This is a genomic window from Streptomyces sp. NPDC107550 (genome assembly GCF_055639095.1).
Genome location: NZ_JBVKBC010000001.1, coordinates 440,229 through 456,079 on the forward strand (window position 1 = coordinate 440,229; position 15,851 = coordinate 456,079).

A 15,851-nucleotide genomic window follows, 5' to 3' on the forward strand; every position below is an offset into this window, starting at 1 on the left:
GGTCAGACGGCTCCGGCGCCGGTGAGGGCGCGGACCTCGGTCTCGGCGTGCTTGGCCTCGTCGGGCGGTTCGTGGGAGGTCACGGTGCCCAGCCACCCGGCGAGGAAGCCGAGCGGGATGGAGACGAGACCGGGGTTCTCCAGGGGGAAGAACTGGAAGTCGACGCCCGGGAACAGGGAGGTCGGGCTCCCGGAGACGACCGGCGACAGCACGACGAGCACGAGCGCCGGCACGAGTCCGCCGTACACGGACCAGACGGCGCCCCGCGTGGTGAACCCGCGCCAGAACAGCGAGTACAGCAGCACCGGCAGGTTCGCGGACGCGGCGACGGCGAAGGCGAGGCCGACGAGGAACGCCACGTTCAGATCGCGGGCCAGCAGCCCGAGCGCGATGGCGAGCACGCCGATGCCGGCCGCGGCGACGCGCGCCACGGCGACCTCGCTGAACTGCCGTCCGCCGCGCGGCTCCCCCCGCCGGTTCATCCGCAGCGACGCGTACAGGTCGTGCGCGACCGACGCGGACGAGGCCAGCGTGATGCCGGCGACGACGGCGAGGATCGTGGCGAACGCGACCGCTGCGACGACGGCGAACAGCACCGTGCCGCCCGTGGAGTCCGGGCCGCCTCCCAGGTCGAGGGCGAGCAGCGGCACGGCGGTGTTGCCCGCGGCGTTCGACCCGCGCACGGCGTCGGAGCCGACCACGGCGGCGGCGCCGAAGCCGAGCACGATCGTCATCAAATAGAAGCTGCCGATGAGCCCGATGGACCAGATCACCGAACGGCGTGCGGCTCGCGCGGTCGGCACGGTGTAGAAGCGCGACAGGATGTGCGGCAGCCCGGCCGTGCCGAGGACTAGCGCGAGCCCGAGGCTGATGAAGTCGAACCGCTCGGTCCAGCTCCCGCCGTACTTCAGCCCGGGCGCGAGGAAGTCGGAGCCGTGCCCACTGCGTGCGGCGGCGGTACGCAGCAGCTGGTTGACGTCCCCGTGGAAACGCGCCAGGACGAGCACCGTCAGGGCGACCGTCCCGCTCATGAGCAGGACAGCCTTCACGATCTGGATCCAGGTGGTGGCCCGCATCCCTCCCATCGACACGTAGATGACCATGAGCGCGCCCACGCCGACCACGGTCCATGCCTGCGCGGCTCCGCTCGTCCCTCCCAGCAGCAGCGCGACGAGGCTTCCCGCGCCGACCATCTGCGCCACCAGATAGAGAACGGACACGGTCACCGAAGAAGTTCCCGCCGCGATACGGACCGGCCGCTCGCGCATCCGGGCGGCGACCACGTCGGCGAGCGTGAACCGGCCGCAGTTGCGCACCAGTTCGGCGACGAGGAACAGCACCACGAGCCAGGCCACGAGGAAGCCCACGGAATACAGCAGGCCGTCGTACCCGAAGAGGGCGATGAGCCCCGCGATGCCGAGGAAGGAGGCCGCCGACATGTAGTCACCGGCGATGGCGAAGCCGTTCTCCATCGGCGAGAACAGCCGGCCGCCCGCGTAGAACTCCTCCGCCGATCCATGCCTGTTGCGGCTGACCAGCGCCGTGATGGCGAGGGTGACCGCGATGAAGACGCTGAACAGGACGAGCGCCCACGTCTGATGTGTCCCGGTCACCGCTGGCCGCCCTCGCTCCGGACCTGCCCCTGGGCCTGGTCCACTGTCCCGTACTGTCGGCCCACGCGCTCGCTGCGAGCGGCCTCGGGCCTGCCTGCTGTCTCGATCACGCTGCCCGCGTCCTCCCGTACGGCACCGCTCGCCAGGCCCAGATCGCCGGGCCCGGGGGCAACCGACTCCTCGGCATCCGGGGCGGCGACGAGGTCGGCGACCTCTGCGCCGGGCGCCGAGGTGACGGTTCGGCGCACGGACGGCGCCACCGTCACCCCATGTGTCACTCCGTGCGCCACGCTGACGTCGTCAACCGTGGAGCCCCCGTAGGCAGCGGCGCCCGGCGCCGGTGCGAGGTGGTCGAAAGCACCGCCCGCCCCGACGGTCGCGGAGGCGGCGACACCGCCGATTCCGCCCGGGTCCGTGAGGCCGCGGAACCCCATGCTCGGGCCCGTCCGCCCGGCGTCGTCGCCGGTGCCCGGGTCCGTCCGCGTGCCCTCCGCGCCGCCGCCCTGCCGGTTCCACCCGGCGTCGTCCCCCTGGCCCGCAGGCCCGTGGCCCACGCCCCCGTCCCCTTCCAGGACGGTCCGACCGGCGGACCCGAAGCCCTCGCGTGCTGCGGGGACACCGCCCGCCACGACGTCGCTGCCCGCCCCGGCCTCAGCACGCGTCACAACTGACTCGGTTGCCTCGTCCACACCGGCGGCAGCAGCCTGACGCGCGGACGCGTCGATGCCACGGGTCATCTCCTGCGTGTCCCACCGCAGTTCGAGCGCGGCCCGGTCCCGGCGCAGCCGCGCGTGCCGCGCGTACAGCCAGGTCAGCAGGAACGTGCTGGCGAACTGGCCGAGGCCCGCCACCATCGCCACGTTCACCGCTCCCACGACCGGACGGGCCATCAGCCCGGGCGCACTCGTGGCGGCCACGACGTAGGCCACGTACCAGGCGAAGAACGCCGCGCCCGCGGGCATGACGAACCTCAGGTAGCGCCCGCGTACCTCCTGGAACGCGGCGCTGCGCTGCACCTCCAGATAGACGCCGGCCGCGCTCCGCTCCGGGGGCGCGGACTGGGCCGGCACGGCAGGCACCCGACCGCCCGTGCCGTCCCACTCACTCCACCCCGAGGCCAGCGCGTCGTTCCAGGGATCGCCCATGCCACCGCGATCTCCGGCCCGGGGCTGCGCCGTGTCGCGCCCGTCCTGCTTATCCACCGAACTCTCCTTGTCCGCGGCCACGTCGGCCGCGTGCCCAAGGATGGACAGATCAGGAAGATCCTGGACTCTCCTCGCAACCCCTTCACCCCATTAGGTGATGGAGGCGCCCGGCGGCTTCGCCAGGCCGTGCCCATAGGCGTAACGCACCGCTTGCGCACGGTCCTTCAGGCCGGTCTTGGCGAACAGGTTGTTGATGTGCGTCTTCACCGTCGCCGTCGACACGTGCAGCGCCCGCGCGATCTGCTGGTTGGTCAGCCCGTCGGCGATCAGCTGGAGAACCTCCGCCTCCCTCGCGGTGAGCCCGTCCGGCAGCTCCCCCCGCTCCTCGGGGCCGCCGGCCTCAGGCTGCGACAACCGCTCCAACAGTCTGCGCTGGATCTTCGGCGACAGACCCGCGTCCCCCGACATGACGTCCTCGACGGCCCGCACGATCTCCTCTCCCCCGGCGTCCTTGGTCAGATAACCCCGCGCCCCTGCCGTGAGCGCGGGAAAGAGCGACTCGTCGTCGGCGTACGTGGTGAGGATGACGACCTGCGTCGCGGGGTGATCGGCGCGGATGCGTCTGGTCGCCTCGACCCCGTCACACCGCGGCATGCGCAGGTCCATGAGGACGACGTCCGGCGTCAACTCGGCGACCAGGGCGACCGCTTCCTCACCGTCCCCCGCCGAACCGACCACTTCGATGCCGGGCAGCAGACCGAGCAGCATCACGATGCCTTCCCGCACCACTGTCTGGTCGTCGGCCACCACGACCCGGGCAGCCGGCCGCTGAACGCCCGCGCCGCTCTCCTCGTCCCCCGTCCGCCCCTGCGACCCGTTCATACGGGAACCCTCAACGTGACCACGAAACCCTCCTCGTACGGCCCTGCGTCCAGCGTGCCGCCCAGCAGTTCGGCGCGCTCCCGCATCCCCAACAGACCGTAACCGGCGCCACTGACAGTGAGCTCCCGGTGCGGGCGGGTCGCACCCGAGTCCCGTATGTCCAGGGCCACTTCCGCGGGCCGGTACTCCAACCGCATCGCGGCCTTCGCGCCGGGCGCGTGCTTGCGGACGTTCGTCAGCGCTTCCTGCGCGACCCTGCGTACGGCCTGGGACGCCTCGGCGGACATCGGCTTCCGCTCGCCCTCCACGGTGAGCGTCGCACCGTCGCAGGACGCAACGAGCTCGCGCAGGAAGTCCTCCAGCGGGGTCATCTCGCCACGGAGCGCGGAGAGCGCCTGCCGGGTCTCGGCCAGGCCGTCGCGGGCCATGCCGCGCGCCGCGACGACCCGGTCGAGGATCTGGCCCCGATCGGCTCCCCGCTCGATGAGCAGCCGGGCCGCCTCCAGATGGACGAGCTGTGCGGACAAGCTGTGGGCCAGCACGTCGTGTATCTCACGCGCGATGCGCGAACGCTCCGCGAGCGCCGCCGACTCCGCCTCCGCCGCTCGCGCGGCCCGCTCCTGGACCAGCGCCCGCTGGGTGCTCCCCCGCGCTTCCGCGTCCAGACGCAGCACGTATCCGGAGAGCACGAGCCCCACGGCGACGACCGCGGTGGTCAGCCAGTTGTCGTCGTTGACCGTGGCGAAGCCGGCGAGGCAGAGAGCGGTGGCCGGTACGGAGGCGGCCATCGGAAGTCTCTCCAGGGCCGTGACCGCGCACCCGCACCACAGCACGATCGCCGGCCCGAGGAATCCGGCCGCCTGCGCGAGGACGGCGACGCCGAGCAGAAATCCCAGCAGACCGAGCGAGGGCAGCAGCCGGTGGTCCAGTGTCGTGTGGAAGAAGGCCCACGCGGCGACCGCACACGCCACGAGCAGCACGGGCGCCATGGCGAAGGCCCAGTCGCTGACACCGCGCTGCGTGACAGCGGTCCAGACGAGGACGATGCCCACGACCGAGCGCACGGCACCGGCGAGCAGGCGCCGGGCGCGGGTCACGCCCTCGCGGGACAGGGCCTCGCGCGACGGCCATTGCGTCCACTGCCTGCGGATCACCGGTGGTCCTCCCACGCCGACTGCGGGCCAGCACCAACGTACGCCGGACGCTCCCGCTCGGCCCGCAGCATCAGCAGCCCGGAGCGGACGAGGAGAGAGACGGCGAAGCCGAGCATCAGCGCCGAGGAACCCAGGTGGACGCCGGCAGCGAGGCCGATACCGACGACCCCGGCCCGGGCCACGGCTCCACCGAGCCAGGCCCCCGCGGTCGCGGCGGTGCCTTTGGTCCACACGTCACCCTGATCGTCCGTCCATACGCGGGTGGTGAAGGCCCAGGCGATACCGACGCCGAGGCTGAGTATCAGTTCGACGGCGAGGAGGACCGCCGAGCCCGTGACGTGGCGCGGATCGGTCAGCGAACCGTTCTTGACGGCCAGGCCACCGAGGACGACGGGCAGCAGCCACCAGGACCGATCGCGGGAAAGGCGCTCGGTCCTGAACTGGCGCACGAGGACGATCACCAGGACGGCGATGACCCCCAGGACGGTGGTGAGCGCGGACATAACGGCCTCCGTGGAGCGGTCGGGAGCGTGCGGTTCGACGCCTTCGACGCTACGGAAAGCAACAGGTCAGCAGATCGGCGCGAGGGTGGAAACGAGGTGGAGCGGGGGTCTCCACCCGTAGGTGGAGACACCCGCTCCCATGGCCCCTGGCCCGTCGTCAGTCACCGGTCGCCGGTCGTCGGGTCCAGCCGTCCGGACCGACCGCCGGCCCTCACACCCCGCCCCGGACCCACTCCTCGCTACCGCGCGGCCTCGCCCCCAGCGCTCGGGCCGACCCCAGCCCCGGCTGCGACCCGGCACCGGCCCAAACACCAGCCCGTACGCGCTACGCGTCGATCCGGGACCGGTCCAGCGTCGCCGCGGAGCTGCTGATGAACTCCTTGCGCGGCGCCACATCGTTGCCCATCAGCAGATCGAAGACCTGCTCGGCCGCCTCCAGCTCGCCGATGTTGATCCGGCGCAGGGTGCGATGGCGGGGGTCCATCGTGGTCTCCGCCAACTGGTCGGCGTCCATCTCGCCCAGACCCTTGTAGCGCTGGATGGAGTCCTTGTAGCGCACGCCCTTGCGCTGGAACTCCAGCAGCGTCTCGCGCAGCTCACGGTCCGAGTACGTGTACACGTACTTGTCCTGCCCCTTCTTGGGCTGGACCAGCTCGATGCGGTGCAGGGGCGGGACGGCGGCGAAGACGCGGCCGGCCTCGATCATGGGCCGCATGTAGCGCTGGAACAGCGTGAGCAGCAGCGTACGGATGTGGGCGCCGTCCACGTCGGCGTCCACGAGCAGGATGATCTTGCCGTAGCGCGCCGCGTCGAGGTCGAAGGTCCGGCCGGACCCAGCTCCTATGACCTGGATGATGGCGCCGCACTCCACGTTCTTGAGCATGTCCGAGACGGACGACTTCTGAACGTTGAGGATCTTGCCGCGGATCGGCAGGAGCGCCTGGAACTCGGAGTTCCGCGCGAGCTTCGCGGTGCCGAGGGCGGAGTCTCCCTCGACGATGAACAGCTCGCTGCGCTCCACGTCGTCGCTGCGGCAGTCGGCAAGCTTCGCGGGCAGCGAGGAGGACTCCAGGGCCGTCTTGCGGCGCTGGGCGTCCTTGTGCTGGCGCGCGGCGATACGGGTGCGGGCCGCGGCGACGGCCTTCTCCATGACGGCGCGGGCCTGCGCCTTGGCGTCGCGCTTGGTGGAGGTCAAGAACGCCTTGAGCTCCTTGGCGATCACGTTGGCGACGATCCGGTTGGCCGCGGAGGTGCCGAGCACCTCCTTGGTCTGGCCCTCGAACTGCGGCTCGGCCAGACGCACCGTGACAACGGCTGTGAGGCCCTCCAGGGCGTCGTCCTTGACGATGTCGTCCTCGGCCACGCGCAGCAGCTTCTGGGCCCGCAGAACCTCGTTCATCGTCTTGGTGAGCGAGCGCTCGAAGCCGCTGACGTGGGTGCCGCCCTTGGGCGTGGCGATGATGTTGACGAACGACTTGATGGTCGTGTCGTAGCCGGTGCCCCAGCGCAGCGCGACGTCGACGCCCAGCTCTCGCTGGACCTCGGTCGGCGTCATCTGGCCGTGCTCGTCGAGGACCGGGACGGTCTCCTTGAAGGTGCCCTGCCCGGTGAGGCGCAGCACATCGCAGACGGGCTTGTCCTGGGCGAGGTACTCGCAGAACTCGCTGATGCCGCCGTCGAAGCGGAAGGACTCCTCGCCCTTGCTGCCGCCGTCGCCCAGGCCGAACTCGTCGCGCACGACGATGGTCAGGCCCGGCACCAGGAAGGCCGTCTGACGGGCGCGCTGGTGCAGGTGCTCCAGGGAGAGCTTGGCGTCCTTGAGGAAGATCTGGCGGTCGGCCCAGTAGCGGATCCGGGTGCCCTGGCGGGCCTTCGGGACCTTCTTGATCTTGCTCAGCCGGGCCGACGGGTCGAACGCCGAGTCCGGCCCGGGCTTGGCGAAGGCTCCGGGGACTCCGCGCCGGAAGCTGATCGCGTGGGTGTGCCCCCCGCGGTCCACCTCCACGTCGAGCCGCGCGGACAGCGCGTTCACCACGGAGGCGCCCACGCCGTGCAGACCGCCGGAGGCCGCGTAGGAGCCACCGCCGAACTTGCCGCCCGCGTGGAGCTTGGTCATGACGACCTCGACGCCGGAAAGGCCGGTCTTGGGCTCGACGTCCACGGGGATGCCGCGTCCGTTGTCCCGGACCTCGACGGAGGCGTCGTCGTGGAGGATGACCTCGATGTGGTCGCAGTAGCCGCCGAGGGCCTCGTCGACCGAGTTGTCGATGATCTCCCAGAGGCAATGCATCAGGCCGCGGCTGTCCGTCGAGCCGATGTACATGCCCGGACGCTTGCGTACGGCTTCGAGCCCCTCGAGGACGAGAAGGTGCCGCGCGGTGTAGTTGGAACCGTCCCGGTCAGCTCCGGTCAGCAGCGCTGTGGACGGCACGGACGTTTCGGCGGTCACGCGGTTCGCTCCTCGCTGAATTTCAAAGGTGTCCCTCTTGGGTAAGGGGCCGGCGTCGGTCGCCGCTCAGAGGGTACCGATGCCTGGTAGAGCCGTTGTCACGCCACCCTCGACCTCTCCCCAGACTAGTCCACGCTCGTATGCATGTTCGATCCTTCGTTGGAGTGAAGCACACATCACGTTCCCTTCCAGGCATGAACCATTTAGGCTCCGGGCACGTCCTCATGAACAACCGGCAACCCAGCCGGGAGGACCGACCTGACAGAACGCGCGAACCCGTACGACACGTAAGACACGCAATACGGCACATTCGCCGCCACCCGGCAGCAGACAGCCGGTCTCGAAGAAATTTTTCGAGGAAAAGCCGCGAGCGGGAACGTTTTCGGCCTGGTTGGATGTTGACCCTGGTACGACAGCTCGTCGAGCTAGAGAAGAGGCGACGTGACTACTGTTCTGACCCCCGCGAGCCCGCTGACGGCCGCTGACCGCTGCGACCGTTGCGGCGCCCAGGCATATCTGCGCGTCGTACTGATCAGTGGTGGTGAACTGCTCTTCTGCGCCCACCACGGTCGCAAGTTCGAGCCGGAACTCAAGAAGATCGCCGCTGAGATACAGGACGAGACGGAGCGACTCACCGCCGTTCCGGCAAACGCCGAGACCGAGGAACGCTGACGCCTCGCACCCACGACGAGCCAGCTCCGGCATCAGGCCGGTGATCGGGCGGCTGTCCCTGCCACATCACAGCAGGGGCAGCCGCCCGTCCTCGTATCAGCGCGCGGCCAGGCACTCCGGCACCGGCCCGTGCGCCCTCAGGGGCGCTCGTGCAGCACGCGGATCACGTCGGTGCCCCTCGTGTACACACCGGGGCTGCCGGCCCGCCCGCAGCCGCTCCCCCACGACACCAGGCCGATGAGCCGCCCCTGAGCCACCAGCGGGCCCCCGCTGTCGCCCTGGCAGGCGTCCTTGCCGCCGCCCGGCTCCCCGGCGCACAGCATCGCCTTCGGCTCGTACGTGCCTTCGGCGTCGCCCGGATAGGCCCGCTCACACACCTGGTCCCCGAGCACGTGGACGCGGGCCGCGCGCAGGACGCGTGAGTAGTCGCCCTGGCCGCTGGTGTCGCCCCACCCGTAGACGGCCGCGCCCGTGCCCGGGCGGTAGGCGGGGTCCCCTTCGTCGGCCATAGGGATGACGTATCCCTCGGGCAGCGGTGTGGCCAGCGTGAGGACCGCCACATCCCCGGCGTTCGTCGAAGGGTCGTAGTCGGGATTCACCCAGGAGCTGCGCACGGGGATCTCCGCGCCTTCGTCGGAGAGCAGGTCCGTGCGTCCGGCGATGACCTTCAGGTCGTGGACCTGTCCGTGCGGCCCACCGAGGACTTCCCTGCCCATGCAGTGCGCGGCCGTGACCACCGTCGTACGGCCCACGACGACGCCGCCGCAGAACTGGCCCGCCCGCGTACCCCCGAACCGGTCACGGCTGGAGAGGGCCACCGCCCAGGGGCTGTCGGACGCCTTCACCGGTTTCCCGCCGATCACACCCTCGTCGGCGGCGGCCGGCACCGGCGCGGCCAGGGGCAGCACGGCCACCGCGGCCACTGCGGTCATCGGCGCGATCAGCGCTCGCGCGAAGGAACGACGCATGGGGTCTCCTCACTCTGGGTCGTCATGGCACACCCAGAGTGATTCAGCGGGCGCATGCACGCACCCGAGAACCGTGCGTGTCGCGCCGCCGTATCGGGTCGTCCAGCGGCAGGCGCGTACGCAAAGCCCCCTCCCGTCCGATCTGGCGTTCCCCCAATTCTTCGTGCCACGCGCGCGTAGCCACGTACAGGAAGCACCCGACGGGCCCGGCCCTACGGAAAAGGCCCTGACCCGCGGAATCACCGCAGGCCAGGGCCTCATCGAGAGGGGAGCGCCGTCTTAGTCCAGGTAGTCGCGCAGGACCTGGGAGCGGGACGGATGGCGGAGCTTCGACATCGTCTTGGACTCGATCTGGCGGATGCGCTCACGCGTGACGCCGTAGACCTTGCCGATCTCGTCGAGGGTCTTCGGCTGACCGTCGGTGAGACCGAAACGCATGGAGACGACACCGGCCTCGCGCTCGGAGAGCGTGTCGAGGACCGAGTGCAACTGCTCCTGCAGCAGCGTGAAGCTGACCGCGTCCGCCGGGACGACCGCCTCGGAGTCCTCGATGAGGTCACCGAACTCGCTGTCGCCGTCCTCGCCGAGCGGGGTGTGCAGGGAGATGGGCTCGCGGCCGTACTTCTGGACCTCGATGACCTTCTCGGGGGTCATGTCGAGTTCCTTGGCCAGCTCCTCCGGGGTGGGCTCGCGGCCCAGGTCCTGGAGCATCTGGCGCTGCACGCGCGCGAGCTTGTTGATGACCTCGACCATGTGCACCGGGATACGGATGGTGCGGGCCTGGTCGGCCATGGCGCGGGTGATCGCCTGACGGATCCACCAGGTGGCGTACGTGGAGAACTTGTAGCCCTTGGTGTAGTCGAACTTCTCGACCGCGCGGATCAGACCGAGGTTGCCCTCCTGGATCAGGTCCAGGAAGAGCATGCCGCGACCGGTGTAACGCTTGGCCAGGGAGACCACCAGACGGAGGTTGGCCTCCAGCAGGTGGTTCTTGGCGCGGCGGCCGTCCTCGGCGATGATCTCCAGCTCGCGCTTGAGCTTGGGGGCGAGCTTGTCGGCGTTGGCGAGCTTGTCCTCGGCGAACAGACCGGCCTCGATGCGCTTGGCGAGCTCGACCTCCTGCTCGGCGTTGAGCAGCGGGACCTTGCCGATCTGCTTGAGGTAGTCCTTGACCGGGTCGGCGGTGGCGCCGGCGGCGGCGACCTGCTGGGCGGGCGCGTCGTCCTCGTCCTCGTCGGACAGGACGAAGCCCTGGCCCTCGGGCTCCTCGCCCTCCTTGCCGGCCGCGGGCGCCGGGGTCTCCTCGGTCGCCTCGTCCTCGAGAAGGTCGTCGTCCTTCTTGGCAGCGGTCTTCTTCGCCGCAGTCTTCTTGGCCGTCGTCTTCTTGGCAGCGGCCTTCTTGGTCGTGGCCTTCTTCGCCGCGGCCTTCTTGGCGGGCGCCTCGTCCTCGGCGGCGGCCTCGGGGGCCACCGGCTCGGGGGTGGCGGTGGCCGCGACCTTCTTGGCGGTGACCGTCTTGGCCGCGACGGTCTTCGTGGCGGTGCGCTTCGCCGGGCTCTTGGCTGCGACGCTCTTACGAGGACGCTTGGGTTCAGCGGCACTGACCATCAGCGTCACACCCTCTTCCTCGAGGATCTGATTGAGGCTGCGCAGAACGTTCTTCCACTGAGTGGCCGGAATCTGGTCGGCTTCGAACGCACGGCGCACGTCGTCGCCGGCGATCTGGCCATCAGCCTTTCCCCGCTCAATGAGCGCCATGACAGAGACGGACTCGGCGATCTCCGGCGGGAGCGTACGGGATGTGCTGGCCGACACGAACAACCTCTCGGAACGTTGGAAAACGGCTTCCGGCCCCGTCCTGTGTGGACCGGAGCCGACGACCGACGGCTTGGGGATGGGCCGACGACGCGGGCGGGGGCCTGTGGAGAGGCACAGCGCCGCTTACGGCTGCTGTATTCCTTCCTCGGCTGTCACCTCTTAGGTCATCGCGCTGCCCCGTGGAGCGTTACGCCCAATCTGCGTGGCCCGAGTCACACCCCGTAAGCGGTCAAAAACTGACGGATACGGGCAGAGTCGGTCATGCAGCAGAGCCGACCCCGCGGGGTGTCCCCCAGTGTCGAGCCACGCCCCTCTACGACCGAGTCGCCGGATGACGGCCTTCTACACATGCGCGTGGCGCAGGCGTGTCGGGCATGTCGTCCGGCGACATCAGGTGCGTACTCCCTCGCTCCGCTTCGGCCGGGGCCGGTCAGTGCTCCCGGGGAGCCGGGACGACGCGCTCGACCTCGGGGTGGACGGTGAGCAACTGCCGCATGGCGGCCTCGGCGCTCGGGCCGTCGCCCGCGGCGAGCGCGTCGGCGATGCGCGCGTGGTGCGCCACCGACACCTCGCTCGGCCGGTCACAGCCGGTGACGGGCCCGCCGGACACCTGGAGGGCGGCGGAGACGATGCCGGACAGGTGCTCCAGCATGCGGTTGCCCGCGAGCTGGATCAGCAGGGAGTGGAACTCGGCGTCCGCGCGGGCGAACGTGATGGAGTCGCCCTGCCCGAGCGCGTGCCCCATGATCTCGACCATGTCGGCGAGTCGCTGCTGCACGTCCTCGCGGCCGTGCCCGGCGGCCAGGCGGGCGGCGAGCGGCTCGATCGTCCAGCGCAGCTCGCTCAGCTCGCGGCGCTGGTTGTCGCGCTGCGGGCCGAACGCGCGCCATTCGATGATGTCGGGGTCCAGCAGGTTCCAGTCGCTGACCGGCCGCACACGGGTGCCGACGTTCGGCCGGGCGCTGACGAGGCCCTTGGCCTCCAGGACGCGAAGGGACTCGCGCACCACCGTGCGGGAGACCTCGAAGCGCTGGCCGATCTCCTCGGGCACCAGCGGGCGGTCCGCCCCCAGGTCCCCGGAGACGATCATCTGTCCGAGCTGCTGGACCAGTTGCCCGTGCAGGCCCCGGCCCCGGCTGCCGGCGGCGCGGCGGCCGACGCGGCCGAGGTCCTGGTCCGGGCTGTCCCAGACGGGGCTGCCGAGACGGTCGGCGGCGGAGTCCGTGTAGGGGTAGCGGTCGAGTTCGCCCGGTGCTGCGAGGCCGGTGTCGGCGGAGCGGGCGGCGGTCATCATGGTGTGCGCAAGGGTACTCACGGAATCTGTTGTCGGCGCTGGCTCCAACTCCCTTGAGGTCTTTGGTGAAAAGCACACGAAAGGGTGATCTCCCGCTTCGCCGCACTTGACGCCTTATCGGAAAGAAATGGGCGTTCCAGGGAGAGTTGTGCGCACCGGCCGACCAGAAGGCGGCGGACGCCTGTCAACGGAGGCGCGGGCGCAACGCCGTGAACAGATATGCGCAGAGCAGAGCGCCGAGCGACAACATCAGAGCGCCGCCGACGGGTTGGGCGGCCATCCGCAGCGCGCCGACGACGAACCGCTCCGATCCGAACGGCCAGTGCACCAGGGCGAGGTCGCGGAGCCGTGTCGGCAGCCCGGCCGCGGTTCGCACGGATGAGCCCGCCGCGAGTTTTTGTACGAACGGAACGATGATGATCGGTACGGCGATCACGGCGGCCAGTCCGGCGGCCGTCGACCGGAAGACACCGGAGGCGAGCACGCCCGCCCACGCGCACGCGACGACGAGCCCGAACCAACTCGCTACGAGGGCGGGCCAGTCGGCGGGAACTTCTGTGAGCTCCGGGCCGTATACGAGGTGGAGCAGCGCGGCGTCGCACCCGATGACGAGGGCGGCCATCAGGACGGCGATCGCGGCTTCGACCAGCAGCTTCGCGGTGAGCAGGGACAGTCTGCGAGGGACGGTGCCACGGTCGGCGGCCAGGGCGGGGTGCCGGAACTCGTCGCCGAAGGCGAACGCGCCGAGCAGTCCCGCGCCCAGCGCGGCGGGCGGGAGGGGCAGCTCCGCAGGCCAAGCGGCGAGCAGGCGGGCCTGCGCGGTGTGCCCGGCGCGGGCGAGGGCGACGGAGAGGAGCGCGGAGACGGCGACGACGAGGGCGGCAGTGAGGTAGGCCGTGGCGACGCCCGTGACCCGGCGCACCTCGTAGCGCACGGGCCGGAGCGGGCTGCGGGCGGTCTGCACGAGGACGGGGGGCGGCAGCAGCGACGGCTCGCGCAGGGAGCCGCGGCGGCCGGAGCCGGCAGATCGGGCGGCGGCGCCGGTGGGCTGCGATTCGGTGACGGCGGGCAGCGGCACGGTGTCACTCATCAGGGGTACGTAGACGCTGCCTGCGGGGGCGCCGGGGGGCGGTGGGGTGGCGCCCGGGGGCGCAGGGGCCAGGGGCGCAGGGGCCAGGGAGTCTCCTGCGGGCGACGCGCCGTCGGCCGGGGAGTCCGCGACTGGGGACGAGGGGACCGAGAAGTCTCCTGCGGGCGTGGCCCCGCTGTCGGCGGCCCGCGCGGATGCGGGGCGACCCTTGCCGTCTTCGGCGACGCCTGCGAGGTAAGACGTGTCGGCTACCTCGTCACCGTGGGGGGATCCGGGGTCCCGGGCAAGCCTGGCGCCCCGCCTCGCCTGCGCGTCCCCGCCTCCGGGGGCCACCGCCCCGCCCTCGTGCGGAGCTGCCGACGGTGCGGCGTCCGGCGCCGAGGCTCCGACTTCGTCGGCGAGCCGGTGTACGACGATGCCGTGCCGGAAGGCGGCCTCCCCCACGTCGGCGCAGCTACTGCCGTACACCGACAGCCGGCTGCCGCCTTCGGCGACGACCTCGACGGAACGTCTGTCCGTGCGCGCCTCTTTGGTCAACAAGGCGCCGAGGCGCGCGGCGTACGGCGTGCGGACGGCGACGCGGGGCCGCAGCCTCGTCCGGGCGAACGCGGTCGCCTCCTGGTCCGCGACGACTCGGCCCTGGTCGAGCGCCACGACATGGTCGGCGGTCCGCGCCGCCTCCTTGGGGTCGTCGGTGGTGAACAGGACCGTGCCACCGAGCGTCGCGTGCGCGCGCAGGATGCTGTGCAGCCAGACGCTCTCGCGGTGCGCCAGACCGTTCGCGGGGGCGTCGAGGACCAGCGTGTGCGGATCCGCGAGCAGCGCGCAGGCCAGGCCGAGACGGCGGTCCATGCCCCGGGAGAGTGTGCCGAGCCGCTGGTCACGCAGGCTCACCAGGCCGACCACTTCGAGCACTTCGTCGGCGCGCTCGGCGGAGACGCCCGCGGCGGCGCAGAGCATCCGCAGGTGCCCCCGTACCGTGCGCCCAGGATGCCCCGGCACATCGCCGAGCAGGACGCCCACCTCGCGGGCAGGGTGGGCGATGCGGTGCAGCGGTCGGCCTCTGAAGTAGGTGATGCCACGGCCCTGTTGAAGTTCGAGCATGAGCCGCAGCGTGGTGGTCTTGCCGGCACCCGCAGGACCGAGAAGTGCGGTGACGCGGCCCGGGTGCGCGTCGAAGGACACGTCGTCGACCGCGGACGGGCGCTCCTTACGGGCGTTGCTGGTCAGTCCGATGGCCTGGATCATCGCTTCTCTCGCAGGATGGGCGACCGCCCGGCGGCCGGAGCGCGAGCGCTACCGAGGTGGCGCCGAACCCCGTGGGTACCCCAGCAAGATAACGCGACATTTGAGCCTTTTCGGGCATCGTGCGGGCGTGGCCGTACGCGACATGGCATACGGGAACCGCCTATGCGAGGGCCTCGACGACGCGAACCCAGGCGCGCCCGGACCCGACAGGCCGACTTCCGCCGGGAGTTGCTCAGACCTCGGGCCGGAGCATCGGCGGGTTCAGCAGAGTGGCCCCGCCCGCGCGGAAGAGTTGAGCGGGGCGCCCGCCCTGGCGCGTGGTGGTACCGCCGGTGGGGACCAGGAAGCCGGGCGTGCCGGTCACCTTGCGGTGGAAGTTGCGCGGGTCCAGCGCGACGCCCCACACGGCTTCGTAGACCCGGCGCAGTTCCCCGACGGTGAATTCCGGCGGGCAGAACGCCGTGGCCAGTGACGAGTACTCGATCTTCGATCGGGCCCGCTCGACCCCGTCGGCAAGGATCTGCGTGTGGTCGAAGGCGAGCGGCGCGGCGAGCTCTCCGTCTCGTCCGTAGCCGCTGTGGTGGAGCAGTTCTTCGACGGGCGCCCAGCGAGCGCTGTGCGCGTCACCGCCCGGGCGCGGCGCGGGCAGGTCCGGGGCGAGCGCCAGGTGGGCGACACTCACCACGCGCATGCGCGGGTCACGCTGGGGATCGCCGTAGGTCGCCAACTGTTCCAGATGCGCCCCGTTGTCCTTGGCGGGCGTGTCCGCGTCGTGAGCGGACAGCCCCGTCTCCTCGGCCAACTCGCGGGCCGCTGCTTCCGTCAGGTCCTCGTCGTCCCGTACGAAGCCGCCCGGCAGCGCCCAACGGCCCTGGAACGGAGGCTCCCCGCGACGGACCGCCAGCGCGCACAGAGCGTGGCGGCGCACGGTCAGCACGACCAGATCGACAGTGACAGCGAAAGGCGGAAAGGCCGACGGGTCGTAGGGCGACATGGAACGATGATAGTCGTCTGC

11 protein-coding genes and 1 pseudogene are annotated in these 15,851 nt (G+C 71.0%); 1 reads left to right on the forward strand and 11 read right to left on the reverse strand.

What is annotated here, in order from left to right:
- Nucleotides 1–2: 2 nt before the first annotated feature.
- The 6 genes and pseudogenes from ACZ7LY_RS01875 to ACZ7LY_RS01900 form a co-directional block, all read right to left on the reverse strand.
- A complete protein-coding gene (locus ACZ7LY_RS01875; protein ID WP_471622495.1) occupies nt 3–1,613 on the reverse strand; it encodes a solute symporter family protein in 1,611 nt (536 codons plus the stop codon).
- A gap of 722 nt (nt 1,614–2,335) precedes the next feature.
- Nucleotides 2,336–2,815, reverse strand: a pseudogene (locus tag ACZ7LY_RS01880) (DUF485 domain-containing protein); the annotation flags it as partial.
- 93 nt (nt 2,816–2,908) lie between these two features.
- Complete coding sequence (locus tag ACZ7LY_RS01885; protein ID WP_471622496.1) at nt 2,909–3,640, reverse strand: response regulator transcription factor; 732 nt, start codon at nt 3,638–3,640, stop codon at nt 2,909–2,911.
- The gene (locus ACZ7LY_RS01890; RefSeq protein WP_471622497.1) at nt 3,637–4,794 is read right to left on the reverse strand and encodes a sensor histidine kinase; all 1,158 of its coding nucleotides are present in this window, start codon (nt 4,792–4,794) and stop codon (nt 3,637–3,639) included. The genes ACZ7LY_RS01885 and ACZ7LY_RS01890 overlap by 4 nt, the downstream gene beginning before the upstream one ends.
- Entirely contained in the window at nt 4,791–5,297 is a 507-nt protein-coding gene (locus ACZ7LY_RS01895; protein WP_471622498.1) for a DUF1453 domain-containing protein, read from the reverse strand. The genes ACZ7LY_RS01890 and ACZ7LY_RS01895 overlap by 4 nt, the downstream gene beginning before the upstream one ends.
- Before the next feature lie 325 nt (nt 5,298–5,622).
- Complete coding sequence (locus tag ACZ7LY_RS01900) at nt 5,623–7,746, reverse strand: DNA gyrase/topoisomerase IV subunit B (protein WP_471622499.1); 2,124 nt, start codon at nt 7,744–7,746, stop codon at nt 5,623–5,625.
- 441 nt (nt 7,747–8,187) lie between these two features.
- Here ACZ7LY_RS01900 and ACZ7LY_RS01905 point away from each other — a divergent pair, with 441 nt between their 5' ends.
- On the forward strand, nt 8,188–8,418 hold the full coding sequence (locus ACZ7LY_RS01905; protein WP_255970357.1) for a DUF7455 domain-containing protein: 231 nt from the start codon (nt 8,188–8,190) through the stop codon (nt 8,416–8,418).
- A 137-nt stretch (nt 8,419–8,555) separates the two neighbouring features.
- Here ACZ7LY_RS01905 and ACZ7LY_RS01910 read toward each other — a convergent pair whose 3' ends face one another.
- From ACZ7LY_RS01910 to ACZ7LY_RS01930, 5 genes are all read right to left on the reverse strand, one after another.
- Nucleotides 8,556–9,386, reverse strand: coding sequence for a S1 family peptidase (locus ACZ7LY_RS01910; protein ID WP_471622500.1), 831 nt, complete (start codon nt 9,384–9,386; stop codon nt 8,556–8,558).
- Nucleotides 9,387–9,665: 279 nt separating this feature from the next.
- Nucleotides 9,666–11,207 carry an RNA polymerase sigma factor gene (locus tag ACZ7LY_RS01915; RefSeq protein WP_471622501.1) on the reverse strand — a complete coding sequence of 514 codons (1,542 nt, stop codon included), beginning with the start codon at nt 11,205–11,207 and terminating at the stop codon, nt 9,666–9,668.
- A gap of 427 nt (nt 11,208–11,634) precedes the next feature.
- The gene (locus tag ACZ7LY_RS01920) at nt 11,635–12,519 is read right to left on the reverse strand and encodes a FadR/GntR family transcriptional regulator (RefSeq protein ID WP_471622502.1); all 885 of its coding nucleotides are present in this window, start codon (nt 12,517–12,519) and stop codon (nt 11,635–11,637) included.
- A 163-nt stretch (nt 12,520–12,682) separates the two neighbouring features.
- The gene (locus ACZ7LY_RS01925; RefSeq protein WP_471622503.1) at nt 12,683–14,836 is read right to left on the reverse strand and encodes an ABC transporter ATP-binding protein; all 2,154 of its coding nucleotides are present in this window, start codon (nt 14,834–14,836) and stop codon (nt 12,683–12,685) included.
- Between the two features lie 232 nt (nt 14,837–15,068).
- Nucleotides 15,069–15,830 carry an NUDIX hydrolase gene (locus ACZ7LY_RS01930; RefSeq protein ID WP_471622504.1) on the reverse strand — a complete coding sequence of 254 codons (762 nt, stop codon included), beginning with the start codon at nt 15,828–15,830 and terminating at the stop codon, nt 15,069–15,071.
- Nucleotides 15,831–15,851 lie beyond the last annotated feature (21 nt).